We start from the raw sequence: 19,127 nt of genomic DNA, 5'->3' as shown, positions 1-19,127 counted from the left end.
CGACCGACCGACACCGGCCTCCTCGTCGCACCCGACGGCGGGACGCCCTGGCACCGGAGCGGCATCGGCCGAGCGGGATGTCTCGATCGGTGTTCGCTCCTTGGAGAGCACATCCGTGAGGTTCGATCTCGGTTCGCGGGTCGCCCGAATCGCCGTCGCGGGCGCGTGGAACGATGCGATCGTCGCCCTTGCGAACGGCGCGGGGCCCGGCGACGGGCCGGCGCGGCAATCGGGTGTGGGCCGTGGGGTCGCCGGCGGCGATGGGGTCGGTCGGGGCGGTGGGGAGTGCGGGCAGTCCACGCCCGGTCGGTGGTGGGTGGCCGGGTCCCCGGGGGGCTACTGTCCGAGGGCTGCCGCGGGCCACGGCACGATGGTGTCGGGGGCTGGTGGGGCGTGCAGGACGACCAGGTCGAACGCGCTCCACTCGGTGACCGCGCCGGGCACGCTCTTCCCGGTCTCGGGGTCGACGTGCGCGGCGACGGTCAGGCGCGTGGGCAGGGTGCGGGTGCCGCGGGCGGGGAAGTGGAAGACGCCGTTGCCGGTGCTCGGCGGTGCCTGGAACAGGATCTCGTCGCGCGGGCCCGCGTCCGGGCGCGGGGCGGCGCGGGTGGGGCCGGTGGCGATCAGCCGGGCGATCGCCGGGAGGTCGCCCATATCGGCCAACGTGTCGACACTCGACGCGGGTTGACGACCGGTGGGGACCTCGACGAACGAGCCCGCGACGGCGTCGACGGCCGCGGGCCTGTCGCGGAAGTCCTCGATGCCGCGCCAGTAGCCGCGATCGCCCTTGACGTACAGGGCCTTGGCGGTCCTGCGGAACTCGGCGTGTCCGGACGGGGAATCGGCCACGCCCCGGTACAGGCCCTGCGCGCGGATGTCCACATCCAGGGTGACGGTCCACGCGGCCGCCTCGGACGGCGCCCCGTCGGTCGTGCGCAGGGTCAGCCGCACCGAACGCACCTCCCGGGCCTGGGCGGCGAGCCTGCGCATGAACGCCGGGTGCACCAACTCCGCGTTGTCCAGACCTGCGGCCCCGTCCTCGTCGCCCGCGTGGCCCCCGGACGAGGAACACCCCGCGACGGCGAACGTGAACGCCGCGACGAGCGCGGCGACCCGCCGCCGCGTCCTCCCGGTTCCTGTGCACGCCGACAACGCCATGTCTGGTCCCCCCGGAGACGACGAAGGTTGCGACCCCACCGACCACAACCGTGCACCCATGATCACGGCGACACGAGAACGACTCGACACCGGGGTGACATCCCACCCCACCATGAGGCCATCAACGCCACACCCCCCCACCAACGGCCCCGACCCCGACCGGAAACCTCCAAGGACGTATGGAAATACCCGCCAAAGGCACGCCACCAGACCTCGAACCTGTCGGAGGTCCTTTGTATGTTGCCGCCCGTGAGCATGAACGGCGAGTACCTGCGCGTCACCCGTGAAGAGTTGAATCGCGCCGTCGAGAATCCCGATTGGGCCCTCGAGATCGCCGACAAGGTCCGGGACGCCCAGGAGGAGAACGAACCCGCACCGGCCGACGCGCGGCACTTCACCACGCACCGGACCTGGGACCTGCTGAGCTTCCTCTTGCGTCGCGCGGCATTTCCCGTCGACATCGTGTTCGGCGAGGAACCCCTCACCGAGGACGACTGGGGCTACGGGCCCCCGCGATACCTGACCGCGGAACGGGTGCGGCTTGCAGCCGACACCCTGCATCGGATGACCTACGACCAACTGATCGACGGCGTCGATCCCTCCGAGCCCGCCGAAGCGGGAACCTACCCCCAAATCCCGGACTCCCCGACCTCGCTGGAGTGGGCCCGCGACCTGTTCACCCCACTGACGTCGTTCTTCGGAGCCGCCGCTTCCGACGATCACGGAATGCTGATCTGGATCGACTGAGGAACCACCCCACCATCGACATCGCGCCGATGATGGGGAGTGTCCCGGTCCGGATTCCACGAATGACGTGATCGACCCGCCTCCGCGACCGTCGATCGACGGACACGCCTCAAGGCAATGATCCGCGAGATCTTCACCGCGAACCACGAGACACCTACGGATATCTGTGATGCCTGGCCCGTGCCCGTGAAGTCCTTGCTCTTGGCGTCGCCGGTCATGACCGCGGGCGCGGTCGAGTCCGGGTCGACGTACCGCATACCGCCGGTCGTCAGGTCGACCTCGAAGGTGACGGGGCCGTAACGGAACCTGGCCGCCGCCGCGTTCTCGGCGGGCTGTTCCCGGTCGGCAACTTGATCGAGGCGAACGACCCGGCGGGGGCCTCGGTTCGTGGCGGTGGGCCGCCCCGAGCGTCGTCTTGTCCGGTTCGACCATCGGGCCGGGCGTGGCGGAGAATACTGCGGGGCATGGACACCGTCTCCACGGCCGTCGTTTCGGCACTCGTCTCCGGCGCCATCTCGCTGAGCCTCGCGCTGGTGGCCAACCGTCAGCAACGACGTGACGGAAACCGGGCGCAACGAGAGACACAGAACATGAAGTATCTCAATCCCCTGCGCTGGCACACCGCGGAGACCCACCACCGGCTTTCCCTGTTCGCCGTCAGCGTCGACCGGTATGGCTCCTATCGCGCCGCGCAGGTCGTCCGCGAGCCTCGGGACATCGACGGCAAGGACGCGAGCTGGTTCGCGGGAACGGGATGCGCACTGGTTTCCAGCGTGTGGATCACTGCGTGCCTCACGACTCCTGGACGTCGGCCCATCCGCCGCTGATCGGCGGTCGGCCGGGGCCGTCAGGACAGCCTACGCAGCCGCGGTGGCCAGTCGATCAGAGGGCTGAGATCGACTGCGCAGGAAGGAGCTGGACGATCCCCACCCATCGGCAGTCGGGGCCGCCGGGTGTCGGCGGCGAACCCGCGGTGGCTGGCCGGGTATCGACATCCCCGCAACGGGGGTCGCTCGGGGCTGACGGCCTCGGCGTTCCAGCCGTTCACACGAGAACGGCCACCGATCGAAGGCATCGAGGTGGTCGGCGACCCGCTCGAAGTCCTCCCCTGCGTCTTCCACGCCCCGTGGCACGGGTGGTTTGACGGCAGCGAGCACACATGCGAGTGCGGACGGGGTCGAGCACGTCGCCGGCGGCGCCGACGACCGGACGCTATTCGCTACGCTTCAGCCGGGGTGGGGAGAAACTTGCCGGCGGCTGGCCGATGTCCGGCCCGCCGGTGTGCGGCACGAGCGCGTATCTCCAGCTCGCGGGTTGGCCGCCGGGCCGACTGCGGGTCACGATGTCAGCGCATTGGGTTCCGGGCACGCGCCGATCGCCCTCACAGTCGGTGACGTCGCCATGGCGCGGACGTCGTGGACGTCGGCCGTGCGGCGTTTACCCGGTACAAGGACCGGAGACTGCCCGAGCTCGCGGTTCCGCGCCTGCCGGCTCGCGGTTGCGCTCGGTGGCGGCCTCCGGACGCCGCAACGAGGATGCTTCGGTGGCCCGCCGTCGATCGGGGACCGGTCGGGGCGGTAGGCGGTGCGGTTCGGCCGCGCCCCGTCGGTGGTGGGTGGTCGTGTCCCGATGCGCAGGGCTACCGTCCGAGAGCGGCCGTGGGCCACGGCACGATGGTGTCGGGGGCTGGTGGGGCGTGCAGGACGACCAGGTCGAACGCGCTCCACTCGGTGACCGCGCCGGGCACGCTCTTCCCGGTCTCGGGGTCGACGTGCGCGGCGACGGTCAGGCGCGTGGGCAGGGTGCGGGTGCCGCGGGCGGGGAAGTGGAAGACGCCGTTGCCGGTGCTCGGCGGCGCCTGGAACAGGATCTCGTCGCGCGGGCCCGCGTCCGGGCGCGGGGCGGCACGGGTGGGACCGGCGGCGATCAGCCGGGCGATCGCCGGCAGGTCGCCCAGCTCGGCCAACGTGTCGATACTCGACGCGAGTTGGCGGCCGGCGGGGACCTCGACGAACGAGCCCGCGACGGCGTCGACGGCTGCGGGCCTGTCGCGGAAATCGTCGAGGCCGCGCCAGTAGCCGCGATCGCCGTTGACGTACAGGGCCTTGGCGGTCCTGCGGAACTCGGCGTGTCCGGACGGGGAATCGGCCACGCCGCAGGACAGGCCCCGCGCGCGGATGTCCACGTCCAGGGTGACGATCCACTCGGCCGCCTCAGAAGGCGCCTCGTCCGTCGTGCGCAGGGTCAGCCGCACCGAACGCACCTCCCGGGCCTGGGCGGCGGGCCTGCGCATGAACGCCGGGTGCACCAACTCCGCGTTGTTCAGACCCGCGGCCCCGTCCTCCTCGCCCGCGTCCACGCCGGACGACGAGCCCCCCGCGACGGCGACGGTGAACACCAGGACGAGCGCGGCGACCCGCCACCGTGTCCTCCGGGTTCGCGTGCGCGCCGACAACGCCATGTCCGGTTCTCCCGGAGACGACGAGCATTGCGACCCACCGACCAAAACCGTGCACTGATGATCACGGCGACACACGACGATTCGACACCGAGGTGGCTCCGCACCCCGGATAACTCCCGATCCGCATGCCTCGGCATCGACTACGACACCCCGGCCGGCACACCCTGCCCCCGCACCCCCGGCACGTCCGTCGTGAACACGCCACCGAACGCCGGGGCCTCCACCACCAAGTCCCCCGACCGATCCGCTCCACGACGAACGACACATGGTCGAACGCGCCGCGACGCGTTGTTCGACCACGCGTTGGGCGCCCCCGTCGTGACCGCCATCATCGCCCGGTCGCCGCGACCGCACCCGCTCCCGGTGCGGCCCGGGCTCGGGCTCGGGCTCGTCAAGCGAGCAATCACGGTCTACGGGTCGAGCCACCCGACAATCGTCCCAAGGCGTCAATCTCGAACGCGGTCTCGGGCCCGACTTGCAAAGTGAACCGAAGGATCCGGAAGGTCACGGCTGTTCCATCCGATTGCCCTCGGCTTCGACGATCCCCGAGTAGTCCCCGCGGCGGATCCGCTCGACTGCGGCGTCCGCGTACGCCTTGGCCGGCAACGTCCAACCGATCGACCGACGCGCCGGGTACTCCAGGAAGTCGCGTACGTCTCCTCGTCGAACTCCGCCCGACGCTCCGGCGGCAACGCCGCGCGGATCTCCCCGAGCGTGCTCGGCAAGGTCCCCACCTCGCCCCGCACCACATGCGTCAACTCCGCCACCACACACGTCCGTACGTGTGGCGCGTGGTGGCGCGCGAGCCATGCCGTCGGTACCGGCGGAATCCCGGTCCGCGGAGTCCCCTCGTGGTCGATGCGATCCGGGCGCATGGCCGGGCCGACGCGGCTTCACGCGTCGAATCTCGCCACGCCGAATTCGTCGAACCTGTGACTCTCGCCCAGCAACGGACTCGGGTCGAAGGCGCCGAGGCTCACGTTCGCCCAATACACACCCTGGCAAATCACCCAACCGATGTCATTGCCGTCGTCCCGGAGAACGAAGAAGCCCGACTGCGGTGCCGGCAGAGCGACGGGCGAGTCCGCGTCGTCCCCGCGCGCAACCACCAGCGAGCGATAGGCCACGTTGGAGCGGAACTCGAAAACTCCCCAGAACAGCAGATCGAGGAACTCGGAAGCGATGAAGACGTCATCCGGACCCGCCATCCTCGCTGCGGGATCGTCGAGTTGACAGCGAAACAACAGCCGCTGATGACTCGGATGGAACCCCCACATCTTCATCGCGCCGAACGACGGCGGCAGATCCCTCTCGAGCGCCAAGACCGCCCACCCCTTCCAACGAACGCACGCCAACCATATCGACGCAGCACCCGGCACACAGGGAACGGATCGTGTCCGACGCCGTGACCACTCTTCAGCGAACATGTCGTCACGAAGCGACTGCGCCGGGTGTTGGATCGACGATGTCGGCTGTCGGTGTCAGTGATCTCGCGTAAGGAGGATCATCTCCCGGCGGGCCTGGATCACGGCCGTGTGGAACAGGCGGAATCGCCTCCGATGTGTACGCCGGTGCAGCACGCTCGACGTCACGACGGGGCCGTGGACGGCGCGAACCCGTGATCGAGACAGGCCCGGGCGCGGGAACCGAATTGTCAGGCACGGGAGTTCGGGGCCGCGCACGAGGGTCGGGTCGCGGTGGAGCTCGCCAACGGTACGACACCGCGTCAGATGTTCTTCAACTTCGGGGCGGCACCAACTTCCACGAGAGCATCGACCGGCGGTACCACGACGGGTCGGAGAACTCGCGACAGTCGATGGCGCGACTTCGCCGACCTCGACCCCGTCCCGTCGCCCCACGTCCGCCGGGCGTCTCGAGAGGCGCGGCGCTGGACGCGTTGGTGGCGGGTGAGCCGTGGCATCCGCCACACTGGCCGGCGGCGTGGCAGCGGCATTTCACCCACGCGGCCGAGTACCCGACCGAACAGGCCGGGCGGGGTGAGGGCGGCCGCCTTGACGACGTGGGCCTGGACGTCGTTCACCGCGGGACGGTGATCGGGCGGTGGGTGGCCCGGCAGCAATCCGGGTGGGACGGGCAGAACGCGGCGCAGCGCGAGCAGCTGCTCGCGCTCGGCCTCACTCCGCCCGCGACGGTCGACACCGCAGCGACCGAGGCCGAGGCGGCGGTGCCGGAGGGCCTCGGCCGAAACGCACGCGCGAACAGGCGTGGACGATCGCGGTGAGCGCGGCGGCGGCCTACCGGAACCGGATCGGACACCTCGAAGTACCGCGCGGGCACGTCGAGTCGGTGGTGGCGCTCGACGGAGGGAGGACGTACGACTCGGTGTATGGATCACCACCATCAGAAGCAGGCGAGCGAAACTCCCGGACGAACGCATCGCCGCCTTGGACGCGTTGGGCATGCGCTGGACATGAGCGAGGCGGGTCGGGCCGGCCGGTGGGTGGATTGGGGTTACTCACGATGAACCCCATATACAGGCCGCGCACCGACGGGGGTGCTCATCCGCCCCGACCGGCCCGGACGCGGTCGCGGCCCCGTCGTTTCCCGGCGCGACGGGGCGGGCGACGCCCGGTACGACGGGCCATCGGTCCGGGCGGGGCGACTGCCCGTTGTGCGCTGCGGATGTGCGGTTCCTGTGGGGTTCGCGGCGGGTTCGCGGTGATCGCGGGCGGTGGGGCGGCCGGGCGGTCCGGCGCGCCGGCGTCGTCGGTCGGGTCGGGATGTGGGCTCCGTCTACTACGGGAGGGGCAGGCCGTGGCCGAGCGCGTCGAGGATCGGGAGCACGAACCGCCCGGTGGTGGGGGTCTGGCGCAGGGGGCACGTGCCCCGTTTCCGGCCGGGGTTGTTCCGGAGCCTCGCGGGCACGGCCAACCCTCCCCCCTTTCCCGCTTCGTGGACGGGGAGGGGGTTCCGGGCTGGAGGGCTGCTACTTGTCGCGCTCGCACAGGGCGACGGCCTTCACCGACCACGTGTGGAACTTGGCCACCCACGCGTTGGGCGTCGCACCGGACGGACCGTTGACGTCGACGAAGTCGGCGGGCGAGCCACCGTTCGTGAACGCCGGCTCGCCCTGGTAGCCGCCACCGATCAGGTGTGATCCGTCGGGACACTGAGCCAGCGAGACACCGCCGTTCGAGGACAGGGGCCCGACCACGGAGAAGGTGCTGTCGTCGGCCGACGCGGCCCCCGCGGTGACGAGACAGGCCACTGCGGCGAGGCCGGCGACGGCCACGACACCCGGTACACGACGCATGTTTGCTCCAATCAACGAACGGTGAGGGCGCGAAAGCCCCTGCCACAGGTAGAACAAGAACGCATTCGGCGCCCCGCGGGCAGCAGCCGCGCCGCGCGGCCACCCCTTCGGACGAACGCCGCGCTGCGACGAACACCACCCTCGACGCCCCGGTCGGCTTCCCGGACCCGGCCCGCCGACCGGAGTGTTGCGACAAGCGTTAGAACCCAAGGGCCTCCTGGGGGTCAGTTTTCAGGAACCAGCGACAGCTCACGTCGCCTTCATGCCGGACACCACCTGGCCAATGGACGGGCACCCGCCAGGCTCATCCCGGAGTCGTCACCACACCCCGGTTTCGATGTCGCGATTCACTTGCGTTCGTCTTCCCGATCCCCACCTGACGCCTCTTACGATGCCTTTCCCCCATCGCTCACCACGACAGTCATCAGCCAACGCAGCATGAGGCGATTTGAAGCCTCCCCCCGTAGGGCGACTCCGAAGGGCCGCAACCTTCATCTTCTACACAGCACCGCGATCGCAAGCTGTCCTACAACCAACTCCTTCTCACATTCAGGACACACGGCGACGGGTAAACGGTCGGGCGGTTCGGCGGCCGAGCGTGTGGGTCGGCGGCGGGGCGGGAGTTGCCCGTTCGGCCGAGCGTGGGGTCTTCTCGTCGGGGGATGTGTGCGTCTGGTTCGGGTGAATCGTGTGCGGTGGGGGTGGGTTGCCGGCCGGCAACGGGAAGGCGTCGACCACCTGTGCGGTCGGCGCCTTCCTCGCGTCCGACCCGGGGCCTCCGCGGGCCGCTTTCATATTCGCGACCTCGTGTGAGGCCCGACCGCGAGGAAGGTTCCGACGGACGGTGAGGGGGCCGGGACGCAACGGGCCCACGCGCACGGCGGGTTCGACATGGCGCCGGACGCCGAACTCGACGGCCGCCCGGTCGATCACGTACTCCTCGGCTCGCTGGTGGGCGCGGCGGTGGACGGCTGCGTCTCGTGTCAGGACCCCGTTGGTGACGTTGTTGGTCGAGGCTGCGGTGTCCACGGCGTGGGTGGTCGAGATGGCGTGTGTGGCCGCGCGGCTCGCGTTCGGCGCGCTGCCGGCGTCGATGACCGACGACCACGCGCCGGGCCCCAGTCATCCGGCGTTTCGCCGGGCCGCCCGCGCCGGGCTCGACGGCGCGCACGAGGGGCTGCTCGCGGCGATCGTGGCGATGCCGCGCGAGGATCGACGGGCCGCGGCGGACACCGCGTTGGACACGCTGGTCGGCTTTCTCGGGTTGGCCGGCCCGCTGTGAACCCTCGGCCGCGCCGTCGTGAACCTCGCCCGCCGAGGGCGTCCGGTGTGGCTCGGCGCCGTGGCGCGGCGGGGTCGGTGCCGTCACGTCCCGAAGCGCGCGGCCCGATCACCGGAGGGGGGTGGCCGGCGTCGGGCCGCGCGGGCGCCGACCACGGGGAAGCCGACACACCCCCACCACTACCCCCGTCACACACGGCGATACTCCGAAAGCCTTGTGTGCGCGGCCGGTTCCGCCCCCTGCGGGCAACCCGCGTGCCGCCGGCGGCAGCCGGTCTCAATCGGCGCCCCGAACGGCGGGGCGAACGGCACCGATTCCAGGGCCCGGCGGCCCGGTGCGGCGCGGTCGCGCGTGCCGGTCCTCGCGGCGGCGGCACGGCCGGCGCGACACCGTGTCCCGCCCGGCCCGGATCGACGGCGCCGGGAAGAGGCACTTCGCGCGCTCACGATCCCGCGCAACGGGGCGGCTTTCAAAAATCCGACCCGAATGAGGCGATCTCGGCCCGGCCGGAGCGAAGGGGCGGGTCGGAGCGGGGCTCGGGGCCGGGTGCACGAAGGTGGCATGGAGGTGGCACGGCCCGGTGGTAGGGGCCGGCGTCCCGTCCATCCGGTCAACGGGCGACATGGCGCCCCCTTGTCCGCTACCCCGACCCCCGTCACCCCCACGCTCAAGGCCCCCGGCCTCGGCCGGGCATCCCGGGCGGCGTGGAACGGCGGCGGGGCGTCAGGGACTCAGGTCAGGCGCCATTTGACGACGGGCTTGCCGAAGCCGGGCAGGAATTCGACGGTGACGGGCTTTGCGTTCTGCGGGAGTTGGTAGACGAGGAAGGCTTCGAGGGACTGGCCCGGTGGAATCCGGACGGCGCTGGGGAACGTGCCGCCGGCCGCGATCGTCGCGGGGGCGGCCAGCTCCCACCCGCCTTGGTCGTCGACGATGTGCGAGCTGAAGACATCGGACGCATTGAGGGTCGTCGACCCGGTGTTGTCGATCTTCCACAGGAGGGCGACGTAGCGCTTCCCGGACGAGGCCCCGGCATAGGGGTTCGCGGCGGGCGCGGGATCCACCACCCGGCGGAGCGTCGCGCCGAACACACCGCCGGTCGAGCTGTCGACGGTGCCGGGCTCGCCGATGCCCACCACCGTCGCCGCACTCGCCGCACTCGCCGCGGCCGTCGGAGACGCGCCTGCACAACGCTTGCGCCACTCCCCCACGGGCATGTTGGGGTCACCACAGCTCATGCCCTCGACGGCGTTGGCGGCGGTGTTCTCCTTCGTCCCCGAGCTCGGTCGGCCCGAGCCGCCGGAACAGGCCACCAAGGCCACACTCAGAACAGCACCTATGACATACGTGAACGCGCGGGTGCGCATGATTCCCCCCGATCGGCCGACGTGCACATGATGCCAACCCGCCGACACCCCCGCACACCACGAGGGGGCGGCAGTTCCAGGGTCACCGTCGTCGATCCGCCGGGCGGCCTGTCCACGGGGAGGACACCGTCGAACGTGGCGAGGCGGCGCTGGAGGCCGCGCAGGCCGCGGGTGATGTCCGTGCCGCCGTGGCGCCCGCACGGCAGGACGGCCTCGGCCGCATGGGGCCCTTGCCGCCGCCCACCTCAACATCCCAGGGGGGCGGGGCAGTTCAAAGTCGATCACCAATCGAGCGCGAAAATGCGGCGGGGTCGGTGCCGGGGTCGCCGGTCACCGTGATGGTGAGGTGGCCATCGAGGACGCCGGGCCGGCGCCCGGGGCGATGCCGTGGTGCCGGGCGGCCTGGACCATCGCAACGGCCCTGGAAGACGGCGCCCCCGCGACCGGTGCGTGATCCCGACCCACGAGCGCACCGACAAGAACTTCGCCGCAGTATCGCTTTCTTCGCCTTCGACAGCGGTGCGTCTTTGACCAACAAACGTCGGTGCGTCGGCTATCGGACGTGTCGGTGTCGACGGCATGCCGTCGCTGCCTCCCGTGCCTCCGCCCAATCGTTCGTGGCCGCACTGCGCCGAGGGAGCCACTCCGGCCAATCCGGCCGGCTGCCAAGGCGTCCACGTCACCGGATACACCCGATGCCTCGCCCACCTCGGCCCCGCCGACCGGGCCACATACCTCGCGAGCCTGGCCCCCGGCTCCGACGTCGACCACCGCGGCACCACCCTCGACGGACCCCTGCTGACCGAACTCCTCGACGCACTCCGCGACCCGGCCACCATCCGCCCACGCGTCGGCACCGCCCGATTCGACGACGCGACGTTCCCCGACAACGCCGCGTTCGGCCATGTGACGTTCTCCGGCGAAGCCCGCTTCGACCGCGCGACGTTCTCCTACGACACCGAGTTCAGCGGCGCGACGTTCTCCGCCGGCGCCTGGTTCCACGGCGCAACGTTCTCCACCTACGCCTGGTTCAACGGCACGACGTTCTCCGCCCACGCCGACTTCCACGGCGCGACGTTCTCCTTCGAGACCTGGTTCGAGCGCGTGACGTTCTCCGCCGAGGCCCAATTCGGCGACGCAACGTTCCTCGGCGCCACCGTATTCAGCGAGGCGACGTTCTCCGCCGCGGTCCGATTCGACGGCGCCACATTCTCCGCTCGCGGCGCCTGGTTCATCGACGCGATGTTCTCCGCCGACACCATGTTCCACGAGGCAACGTTCGTCGGTTTCGCCAAGTTCGACCGTGCGACGTTCTCCGCCGGCCTGGCGTTCGGCTGGGTGATCGTGGGCTCTTTCGCCGGTTTCAAGGGCGCCAGGTTCGAGTCGGCGGTGGCGTTGGGGCCGCTGTGGTGTTGGGGAGTGTTGGACCTGTCGGGAGCGGTGTTCGCCGCGCCGATGGCGATCGAGGCCGCGACGGCGAGGATGCGGTGTGTGCGGACGCGGTGGGAGGCGACCGCGATGTTGCGCCTGTGGCACGCCACCCTCGACATGAACGGCGCGGTCCTCAACTCCCCTGGCGGTAGTCTCGGCCGCCGCCGAGACCGACCCCGTGCGGGTGGAGACAATCGGCGGTGTCGACGCCGCGCACCCGGTCCTGACCGACACCGACCTCACCGCCTGCCGCTTCCTCGGCGCGTTCCACCTCGACCGACTCCGGCTGGAGGGCGACACCCACTTCGCCCGCACACCACCCGGAACCGACCCGCTCCGGGTAATGCCCCTGCGCTGGACCGACCGCCTGGCACTGGCGGAGGAACACCACTGGCGCGCCCTCGCGTTGCCCGGCCGCCGCCCGCGAGAACGCGCCGGCTGGACACCCACCCCCACCCACCCCGCCGGCGCCCCGGCGGCCGGCGTCCCCGGCCCGGCCGCGCTCGCCGCGCTCTACCGCCAACTACGCAAAGCCTTCGAGGACGGCAAGGACGAACCCGGCGCCGCCGACTTCTACATGGGCGATATGGAGATGCGCCGCCTCGACAACCGCCCCGGCCGCCCCCGCGCCGAACGCGGACTCCTCACCGCCTACTGGGCCCTGTCCGGCTACGGCCTCCGCGCCTCCCGCGCCCTTGCCTGGCTCGGCCTCGCCATGACCGCCACCGTCCTCGCCATGATGCTCTGGGGACTGCCCACCAGCGACCCCAAACCCCTGACCACCGGCACCCAGGCCGCCCCCGGACAACCCGTACTGCTCACCACCGACAACCCCGCCCCCGTCCTCACCGGCCCACCCCACACCCGACTGACCACCGAACACGCCGAGAAAGCCACCCGAATCGTCCTCAACTCCGTCGTCTTCCGCTCCTCCGGCCACCCGCTACGAGCAGAACACCGAGACCTGCCAGGCCGCCGTCACCCTCGCCGCTCTGCTGATGTGCACATGACATTTGACGACAACTCCTAGCCGTCACCATTGTCGCCGGGATTGCCCGTATCCACCCATTCATCATGATACTGGCGGAAGATGTCGCGGATCGCGTGGCCGATGCGCAGGTAGTCGAGGTCGTTCAGGTTGGCGAGAGACACTCGGATCGACCACTGCGGGCCGTCGAATCCCCCGCCGTTGAGAAGAACCACCGAGGTCTGTTCGGCGAGTCGAAACAGCGGGTCGACCGGCTCGTAGTTGTTCTCCAGGAACTTCGCGAAGCCCGGGCCGTACACGCGGCCGGCCTCGGCCAGCAGGTCGAGTTCGACGTAGTAGCAGGCACGTTTGGGGTCGGCGGAGATTTTCATGCCACTGCCTTCGAGGAGCAGCCCGAGGCGCCGGTGCACGGTCTGCTTGAGGAGCTCCTTGTAGGTCTGTCCTTCGTCCAGCAGGCCGAACAGGGAGAACAGTGCCATCTGGGCCTGCTGCGGGCAGCCGAGCCCGGCGGTGTGGTTGAGCGCGACCTGACGGGAATCGGCGACGAGGCGGTCGATGAACCGCATGGAGTCGGGATCGAGGGAAAGTGTCTCGTATCGTCGGTGGAGGCGCTGTTTCTCGGCGTCGGGGAGGGTGGCGATTCGCGCGTCGATAACGTTGTCGTCGTGCAGTCCGATGACGCCGAGCCGCCAGCCGGTGGCGCCGAAGTGCTTGGAGTAGGAGTACACGAGCAGGGTGTTGCGTGGGAGGTCCGCGGCCAGGGTCCGGAAGTCGTCGACGAACGTCCCGTACACGTCGTCGGTGACGATGACCAGGTCGGGGTTCTGGTTCGCGACGATGTCCTTGATCTGCGCGGTGACACGGCTCGACAACGCCAACGAGGGCGGGTTGCTGGGGTTGACCAGGCACACCATCTTGATCGAGGGGTCGGCGAGCTTGGCGATCTCGGCTTCCGGATAGCGCCATTCGCGGACCCCGGCCTCGGTGAATAGGTCGGCTTCGATATCGACGACGTCGAAGCCGTACGTGTCCAGTTCCGGGATCTCGATGTATGGCGTGAAGACCGGCACCATCAAGGCGATGCGGTCGCCGCGGTGCAGGATGCCGTTCTTCGTCAACGAGTCGAAGATGTAGCACATGGCGGCGGTGCCACCCTCGGTCGCGAACAGGCTCATCCGACCCCCCTGGGGGACCGCGCCGTCGAAGATCTCGTGATGAAGAAAGGCGCGGACGGCCTGCTCGGTGTGGACCAGGATGCGGTCCGGCCCCGGGTAGTTGTCGCCGATCCAGGCGTCGACGAGTTCGTGCACCCACGGGTCGGGCGCGAAGCCGAGCGTTTCGATGCCGTACCGCACGCACTTGTGCAGCAGTTCGACCCCGGGGAGGCCCGGGTGAGCGGCGCGGAAGGTGTCGAAGCGCGCGGCGACGCCGTCGGGTGCGGGCATTCCGGCCAGGTCGTCCGAGCTCCATACGCGCCGGCTCTCCTCGACGGCGAAGTGGCCGAGCGCGAGGAACGCTTCGCGCGGCCCCGCGGCGTTCCAGTTCGGATTTCCCCGACCGGCGTTGAGCATGGCGAGGGCGGCGACGTGCTTTTGTCGGTCGGCCGGGGGCGCGGACGCGGCGTGGTGCTCGGCCAGTCGAATGAACTCGCTTTTGAGTTCGAACGGGCTCAGTTCGGAGAGCGCGCGCATCTTCTCACGGCTGTAGGTGGCTTTCGGCATGGTCGGAATCCTTCGGCTTGTCAGTGGGTCAGCAGGACGATGACCGAGCCCCAGATGGTCAGCAGTACGTTCCCGACGGCGTACGGCACCGTGTAGCCCAGGGTGGGGACTTGGCTCTTGGCGTTCTCGTTGAGCGCACCGATCGCCGCGGTGGTGGTCTGTCCGCCGGCGAGCACTCCCAGGAGGATGGGGAGTCGGATCCTCTGGACGAAGTGGCCGACGAGGAATCCGACGACGAGGGGCACGACGGTCGCGACGGCGCCGAACACCAGAAGGCCCCATCCGGCCTGTCGGAGGCCGCTGGTGAAGCTCGGCCCGGCGTTGATCCCGACCACGGCGACGAACATGCACAGCCCGAGGGTGTCCATGAACCACTGCGCGCCGGGCGGCACGTTCCCGTAGGTCGGGTACTTCCCGCGCAACCACCCGAAGACCAGGCCCATGATGAGCGCGCCGCCGGACGTGGACAGGCTGATCGGCACACCGCCCGCGTGCAGCGCCGGGATGCCGAGGCAGCCGCCGAGGAAGATGCCCAGCCCGATCCACACCATGTCGGTGACGTAGCTCGTCGGCACCGGCGTCCCCAGACGCCCGGCCGCGGGCCCGACGAGCCGTTTCGGTCCGGTCAGGACCACGGTGTCGCCGCGGTCGAGGGTGGTGCCGAGTTCGAAGGGGAACGCGGATCCGGCGCGGTACAGCTTCTCGATGTAGACGCCGGCCATGAACGGCTCCCTGCGCACGTCGGTGATGCTGCGTCCGATCTGCTCCTTGGCGGAGACGACGACGTGCAGGTTCTCGGTCGGATAGCTGAGCAGCGAGACGTCGTCGGCTTCGGGCCCGAGAGCGGCTTCGGGGTCGAACGCCACCAGGTCCTCGCGCAGCGCGCTGACCGCGAGCACGTCGCCGCGGCGCAGCGGTGTCTCGTCGACATGGTCGAGCAGGCGCCCGTCACGCCGCATCCGGGTGATGTAGATACGGCGGCCCGCGGCCTGCTGCGCGGCCTCGAATCCGGCCACGGTCAGGCCGTCGTATCCCGGCCGCGTGAGGGTGTAGGCGCGCAGGACCGTCTCGTAGTACCCCTCGCCGAGGTCCGGATCGTCGCTGGGAACGTGCCGTTCGCGGGCGAGCTTCGCGCTCTCGTCGGCGAGGTTCCGGCGCAGCAGCGCGGGATAGATGTTGGCGAGCAGGACCGCGCACAGGATGGTGCCGAGCGGGTAGGTGACGGCGTAGCCGACGGCGACCAGGTTGCCCTCGGACTGGCCTTTGGCGCCGCCGTTGCCGGGGAGTTGGGAGATGGCGTCCTGGGCGACGCCGATCACCGCGGACTGGGTCAGCGCGCCGCCCAGCAGGCCGGCGCTCAACCCCGGTCCGTAGTCGAGGAGTTCCGCGAACCCCCAGCACACCAGGAGACCGGTAACGCAGACGATGAGGGCGTTGACGACCTGCGGGAGGCCGTCCTTTTTCAGCCCGCGGAAGAACTGGGGGCCGACTTTGTAGCCCAGGGCAAACAGGAACATGATGAAGAACAGCGATTTCACCGTGCCGTTGATGCCGACTTCGATCAGCGCGCCGAGCAGCAGCCCGCCGATCAGGCAGCCGGTCACCGCGCCCACCGCGATGGTCTTGTATCGGATCTTGCCGAGCAGGAACCCGAAGGCCACGGTCAGGAAGACCAACAGTTCCGGGTAGGGCTTGAAGATCTCGTCCTTCAACCACCCCATGCGCACACCTCCTGTGGACGACTGCGCGGGTGGTACGCCGCCGTCACGTCCTGAGTCCGATGATCCCGACGAACACCGGCCCGGTGAGGGGCAGAAGGAAGTTCGAGAGGGTGTATGTGATCGTGTAGCCGAGCATGGGGACGGAACTGTTCGCGGTGTTGGTGATCGCGGTGATCGCCGGTGTCGAACACTGCTGGCCCGCGATGGCTCCGACGAGGATCGGCTTCTCGATCTTCAGGAACCTGCGCCCGATCCACAGGCCCAGGAACGCCGGTACGACCACCATGAGGATCCCGGAGAGCGGCAGAAGCAGCGGGTACTGCTTGAGCAGCGGCCCGGCATCGGGGCCGGCCGCCATGCCGGTGACCGCGATGAACATGGCGAGCCCGAGATCCTTCATGGTCTGGGCCGCCACCGGTGGATAGGCGCCGAACGTGGGTTGTGTCGCGCGGAACCAGCCGAAGACCAGACCGGAGATCAGGCAACCGCCGCCGGTGCCCAGCGTCAGGTTGGCACTGCCGATGTGGATGACCACCTCGCCGAGCAGCACGCCCAGGCAGATACCGAGCCCGATATAGATCCAGTCGGCGCTTTCCGTCCGGACTTTCGCGCCGAATTTCTTCTGGAACCGGTCGACCTTCGACGCCATGCCCACCACGGTGAGGGTGTCACCGTGGCGCAGCGCGGTCTCGCCGGTCGCCGGGAGGTCCTGACCGACGCGCTGGAGGGCGGTCAGGTACACGCCTTCGGTCTCGACCGGGTGGGCGTGGTTGACCGCGGCGACGGTCTGCCCCGACAGCTTGCGGTCGGTGAGGACGAACTCCCGTACGGTCATCGGGCTTTCCAGCCCAGGAACGCCCGTCGTCTCGGGACCGAGCGCGTCGCCGACGCGCATGACCGCCTCGCGACGGCCCACGACCAGTACCCGGTCGCCGGTGGCGAGCATCAGGTCGGGGGTCACGGACAACACCTTCCGCCCCCGCTTGACCCCTTCGATCGAGGCGCCCCGCTCGACGGCGTCCTCCAGAGCGGCGATGGTGCTGTCGTCGCCTTGCGCGACCTGATACGTGCGGCCCACCAGCGCCGGCATCGAGGCTTCCTGACCCTGTTCCAGACCGGCGTCGTCGCCGCGCATCTTCTGCCACAGCTCGCGGCTGGCATCGGCCAGGTTGATCTTCATGAGACGCGGAAACAGCTGGCTGGTCAGGATCACGATGGTGATCAACCCGAACAGATAGCAGACGGAGTAGGCGGTCGCGACGTGCGCCTGCAACTCCTTGGACTGGGCAGGGGTGATCCCGCTCAGATGGGCGATGGCCTCCTGCGCGGTGCCGACCGCGGCGGATTCGGTCGCCGCGCCGGCGAGGATCCCGGCCCCGGTGCCCACGTCCAGTCCGCCGATCGAGGTGATCGACACCGCGAGGACGACCACCAACACGGCTTCCATGATCGACAAGGCGCCGAACCGCAGACCCTTCGCGTTCAGATTGGCCACGAACCCGGGACCGGCGATGTAGCCGAGGGAGAAGATGAACAAGGCGAAGGCCACGTTCTTCACATCGGCGTTGACGCCGACGTCCTGGGCACCGATCAGCATCGACACGATCAGCGTGCCGCAGATCCCGCCGAGGGTGATGGGACCGATCCGCAGTTTCCCGACGAGGTGGCCCAGCGCGAGGCAGGCGAAGAGCGCCAGGACGGCGTTCTCCCGTAAGAGGTTGAGCACGTGGATCCTCCGTGACGACGCGCGGCTCACCCACGGGACGTGGTTGGTGATTTATCTGAATCATCACATTCCACGCGGAATTCCGAGATCACTGTCGGGCATGTCGAACGGGTGAAGCCGGCAGGGCCCGTCATCGAGTCCGTGCGGAGTTTGGGCCCCGAAGCCACCGCGCATGAGGCCGGCGCGCGGTGCGGGTGTTGCCGCGCGGGGCGCCCGGACACCGATTCCCGCGCCGGTGGCCGTGATCGCGACCGGGGCCGCGTATGCGGCCGGTCGGGCGCAGGCCCACAGCGCCTTCCGAGGCCCGGCGGCCGCAGTACGGCGTCAGCATCAACACGAGGCGTACGCAGCCCTGGTCACCGCAGCAAGGACGTACATCACCCGGACGGAGCGGGGAGTGCCTCGAGGAGACACACAATCGCGTCGGGATCGCGTTGTTCCCGACGACAGCAGAGAGCGGGAGGTCAACCAGGGTGCCGCCCGCGTCCGGGCAGGCGTTCCACTCGAACCGATCCGCGCCGCCGCCTCCGTGGTACTCCTCGAAGGCCCGGAGCACATCGCCGAACTCGCCACGGACGTCGTGGTGTGCGTCGAACTGGCGGCCTTCGGCGGGGGTGTGACGGCTCCGTCCGCCAACCGGTTCGGCCGGGTCAGTCCCACCACGGCGGACGACGTGCGTGCCGAGTTCGGGGAGGCCGTCGACTTCGTCCTGGACGGCGGTCCCTGCGAGGTCGGTGTCGAGTCCACCATCGTCGACGTCACGGGGGATGTCCCGAGCATCCTGCGGCCCGGCGGGGTGACGCGCGAGGACCTCGAAGCGGTGCTGGGGTTCCCGCTCGCGGTCCCGTCGACCAGCCCTATTCGAGTACCGGGCCGGCATCCGTCCCACTACGCGCCGCAGGCGCGCGTCGTCCTCGTCGAGCCCGAGAAGATCGTCGCCGAAGCGGAACCGGCCCGGGATCTGGGGCACCGGGTGGGCGTCTTCGTGCCACCTCCTTGACCGACGCCCCGGTGACGGCCACGCACCGAACCGCTCCGGCACCCGCGTCTTACGGTGGGTCTCGCCGTCGATGAGCACGGTCCCGCAGACGTGCCCGCGCCGCAGCGCGAAGTCGTCCACGCCGAGCACGCGAGGCGTCGCCGGCGGCGGATCGGGCAGCGCGGTGACCAGTCGCAGCAGCGTAGTGCGGTCCACCGGATGGCGCGGGTACCACCCGTGCACCCGTCGCGACCGCCATCCGCACAGCGCCG

At 70.0% G+C, this 19,127-nt stretch carries 15 protein-coding genes and 2 pseudogenes; 8 read left to right on the top strand and 9 right to left on the bottom strand.

Features of this window, described 5'->3' with window-relative positions:
- Positions 1-336 precede the first annotated feature (336 nt).
- Entirely contained in the window at positions 337-1,158 is an 822-nt protein-coding gene (locus tag ACFRCG_RS03460) for a hypothetical protein (protein ID WP_380028295.1), read from the bottom strand.
- 255 nt (positions 1,159-1,413) lie between these two features.
- Between ACFRCG_RS03460 and ACFRCG_RS03455 the strand changes: the two genes are divergently transcribed.
- Entirely contained in the window at positions 1,414-1,905 is a 492-nt protein-coding gene (locus tag ACFRCG_RS03455) for a YfbM family protein (RefSeq protein ID WP_380028446.1), read from the top strand.
- Here ACFRCG_RS03455 and ACFRCG_RS03450 read toward each other — a convergent pair.
- Positions 1,878-2,162, bottom strand: a complete 285-nt coding sequence (locus ACFRCG_RS03450) for a hypothetical protein (protein ID WP_380028293.1) — start codon at positions 2,160-2,162, stop codon at positions 1,878-1,880. The genes ACFRCG_RS03455 and ACFRCG_RS03450 overlap by 28 nt on opposite strands.
- A 207-nt stretch (positions 2,163-2,369) precedes the next feature.
- Between ACFRCG_RS03450 and ACFRCG_RS03445 the strand changes: the two genes are divergently transcribed.
- Positions 2,370-2,732, top strand: a complete 363-nt coding sequence (locus tag ACFRCG_RS03445; RefSeq protein ID WP_380028291.1) for a hypothetical protein — start codon at positions 2,370-2,372, stop codon at positions 2,730-2,732.
- An 812-nt stretch (positions 2,733-3,544) separates the two neighbouring features.
- Here ACFRCG_RS03445 and ACFRCG_RS03440 read toward each other — a convergent pair.
- A complete protein-coding gene (locus ACFRCG_RS03440; protein WP_380028289.1) occupies positions 3,545-4,366 on the bottom strand; it encodes a hypothetical protein in 822 nt (273 codons plus the stop codon).
- An 893-nt stretch (positions 4,367-5,259) separates the two neighbouring features.
- The gene (locus ACFRCG_RS03435; protein WP_380028287.1) at positions 5,260-5,688 is read right to left on the bottom strand and encodes a hypothetical protein; all 429 of its coding nucleotides are present in this window, start codon (positions 5,686-5,688) and stop codon (positions 5,260-5,262) included.
- A gap of 578 nt (positions 5,689-6,266) precedes the next feature.
- On the opposite strand from ACFRCG_RS03435, the gene ACFRCG_RS03430 reads away from it, so the two are divergent.
- On the top strand, positions 6,267-6,608 hold the full coding sequence (locus tag ACFRCG_RS03430; RefSeq protein ID WP_380028285.1) for a hypothetical protein: 342 nt from the start codon (positions 6,267-6,269) through the stop codon (positions 6,606-6,608).
- Positions 6,592-6,801, top strand: coding sequence for a helicase associated domain-containing protein (locus ACFRCG_RS03425; RefSeq protein WP_380028283.1), 210 nt, complete (start codon positions 6,592-6,594; stop codon positions 6,799-6,801). Before ACFRCG_RS03430 ends, ACFRCG_RS03425 begins: the two co-directional genes overlap by 17 nt.
- Positions 6,802-7,313: 512 nt before the next feature.
- On the opposite strand, the gene ACFRCG_RS03420 is transcribed toward ACFRCG_RS03425, so the two are convergent.
- Positions 7,314-7,640, bottom strand: coding sequence for a hypothetical protein (locus ACFRCG_RS03420; RefSeq protein WP_380028281.1), 327 nt, complete (start codon positions 7,638-7,640; stop codon positions 7,314-7,316).
- A 997-nt stretch (positions 7,641-8,637) separates the two neighbouring features.
- On the opposite strand from ACFRCG_RS03420, the gene ACFRCG_RS03415 reads away from it, so the two are divergent.
- Complete coding sequence (locus tag ACFRCG_RS03415) at positions 8,638-8,922, top strand: hypothetical protein (protein ID WP_380028279.1); 285 nt, start codon at positions 8,638-8,640, stop codon at positions 8,920-8,922.
- A 731-nt stretch (positions 8,923-9,653) separates the two neighbouring features.
- Here the strand turns inward: ACFRCG_RS03415 and ACFRCG_RS03410 are convergent.
- Positions 9,654-10,289: a hypothetical protein gene (locus ACFRCG_RS03410; protein WP_380028277.1), complete on the bottom strand. Its 636-nt coding sequence runs from the start codon at positions 10,287-10,289 to the stop codon at positions 9,654-9,656.
- Between the two features lie 579 nt (positions 10,290-10,868).
- Here ACFRCG_RS03410 and ACFRCG_RS03405 point away from each other — a divergent pair.
- Positions 10,869-11,507 (top strand): annotated as a pseudogene (locus tag ACFRCG_RS03405) (pentapeptide repeat-containing protein); the annotation flags it as partial.
- Between the two features lie 391 nt (positions 11,508-11,898).
- On the top strand, positions 11,899-12,750 hold the full coding sequence (locus ACFRCG_RS03400; protein WP_380028275.1) for a hypothetical protein: 852 nt from the start codon (positions 11,899-11,901) through the stop codon (positions 12,748-12,750).
- On the opposite strand, the gene ACFRCG_RS03395 is transcribed toward ACFRCG_RS03400, so the two are convergent.
- Genes ACFRCG_RS03395 through aspT form a run of 3 tightly spaced genes read right to left on the bottom strand, consistent with a single transcriptional unit; the run spans position 12,747 to position 17,876 of the window.
- Positions 12,747-14,429, bottom strand: a complete 1,683-nt coding sequence (locus ACFRCG_RS03395; RefSeq protein WP_380028273.1) for a bifunctional aspartate transaminase/aspartate 4-decarboxylase — start codon at positions 14,427-14,429, stop codon at positions 12,747-12,749. The two genes, ACFRCG_RS03400 and ACFRCG_RS03395, sit on opposite strands and share 4 nt — an antisense overlap.
- 20 nt (positions 14,430-14,449) lie before the next feature.
- Positions 14,450-16,150 (bottom strand): aspartate:alanine exchanger family transporter, encoded by a 1,701-nt coding sequence (locus tag ACFRCG_RS03390; protein ID WP_380028271.1) that lies wholly within the window; start codon positions 16,148-16,150, stop codon positions 14,450-14,452.
- Between the two features lie 43 nt (positions 16,151-16,193).
- Positions 16,194-17,876 (bottom strand): aspartate-alanine antiporter, encoded by a 1,683-nt coding sequence (gene aspT / locus ACFRCG_RS03385; RefSeq protein ID WP_380028269.1) that lies wholly within the window; start codon positions 17,874-17,876, stop codon positions 16,194-16,196.
- A 496-nt stretch (positions 17,877-18,372) separates the two neighbouring features.
- Between aspT and ACFRCG_RS03380 the strand changes: the two are divergent.
- Positions 18,373-18,870, top strand: a pseudogene (locus ACFRCG_RS03380) (L-threonylcarbamoyladenylate synthase); the annotation flags it as partial.
- Positions 18,871-19,127: the final 257 nt, after the last annotated feature.

It is taken from the genome of Embleya sp. NPDC056575, from assembly GCF_042793325.1.
Lineage (GTDB): Bacteria > Actinomycetota > Actinomycetes > Streptomycetales > Streptomycetaceae > Embleya.
This window is presented reverse-complemented; position numbering and strand designations above follow the sequence as displayed.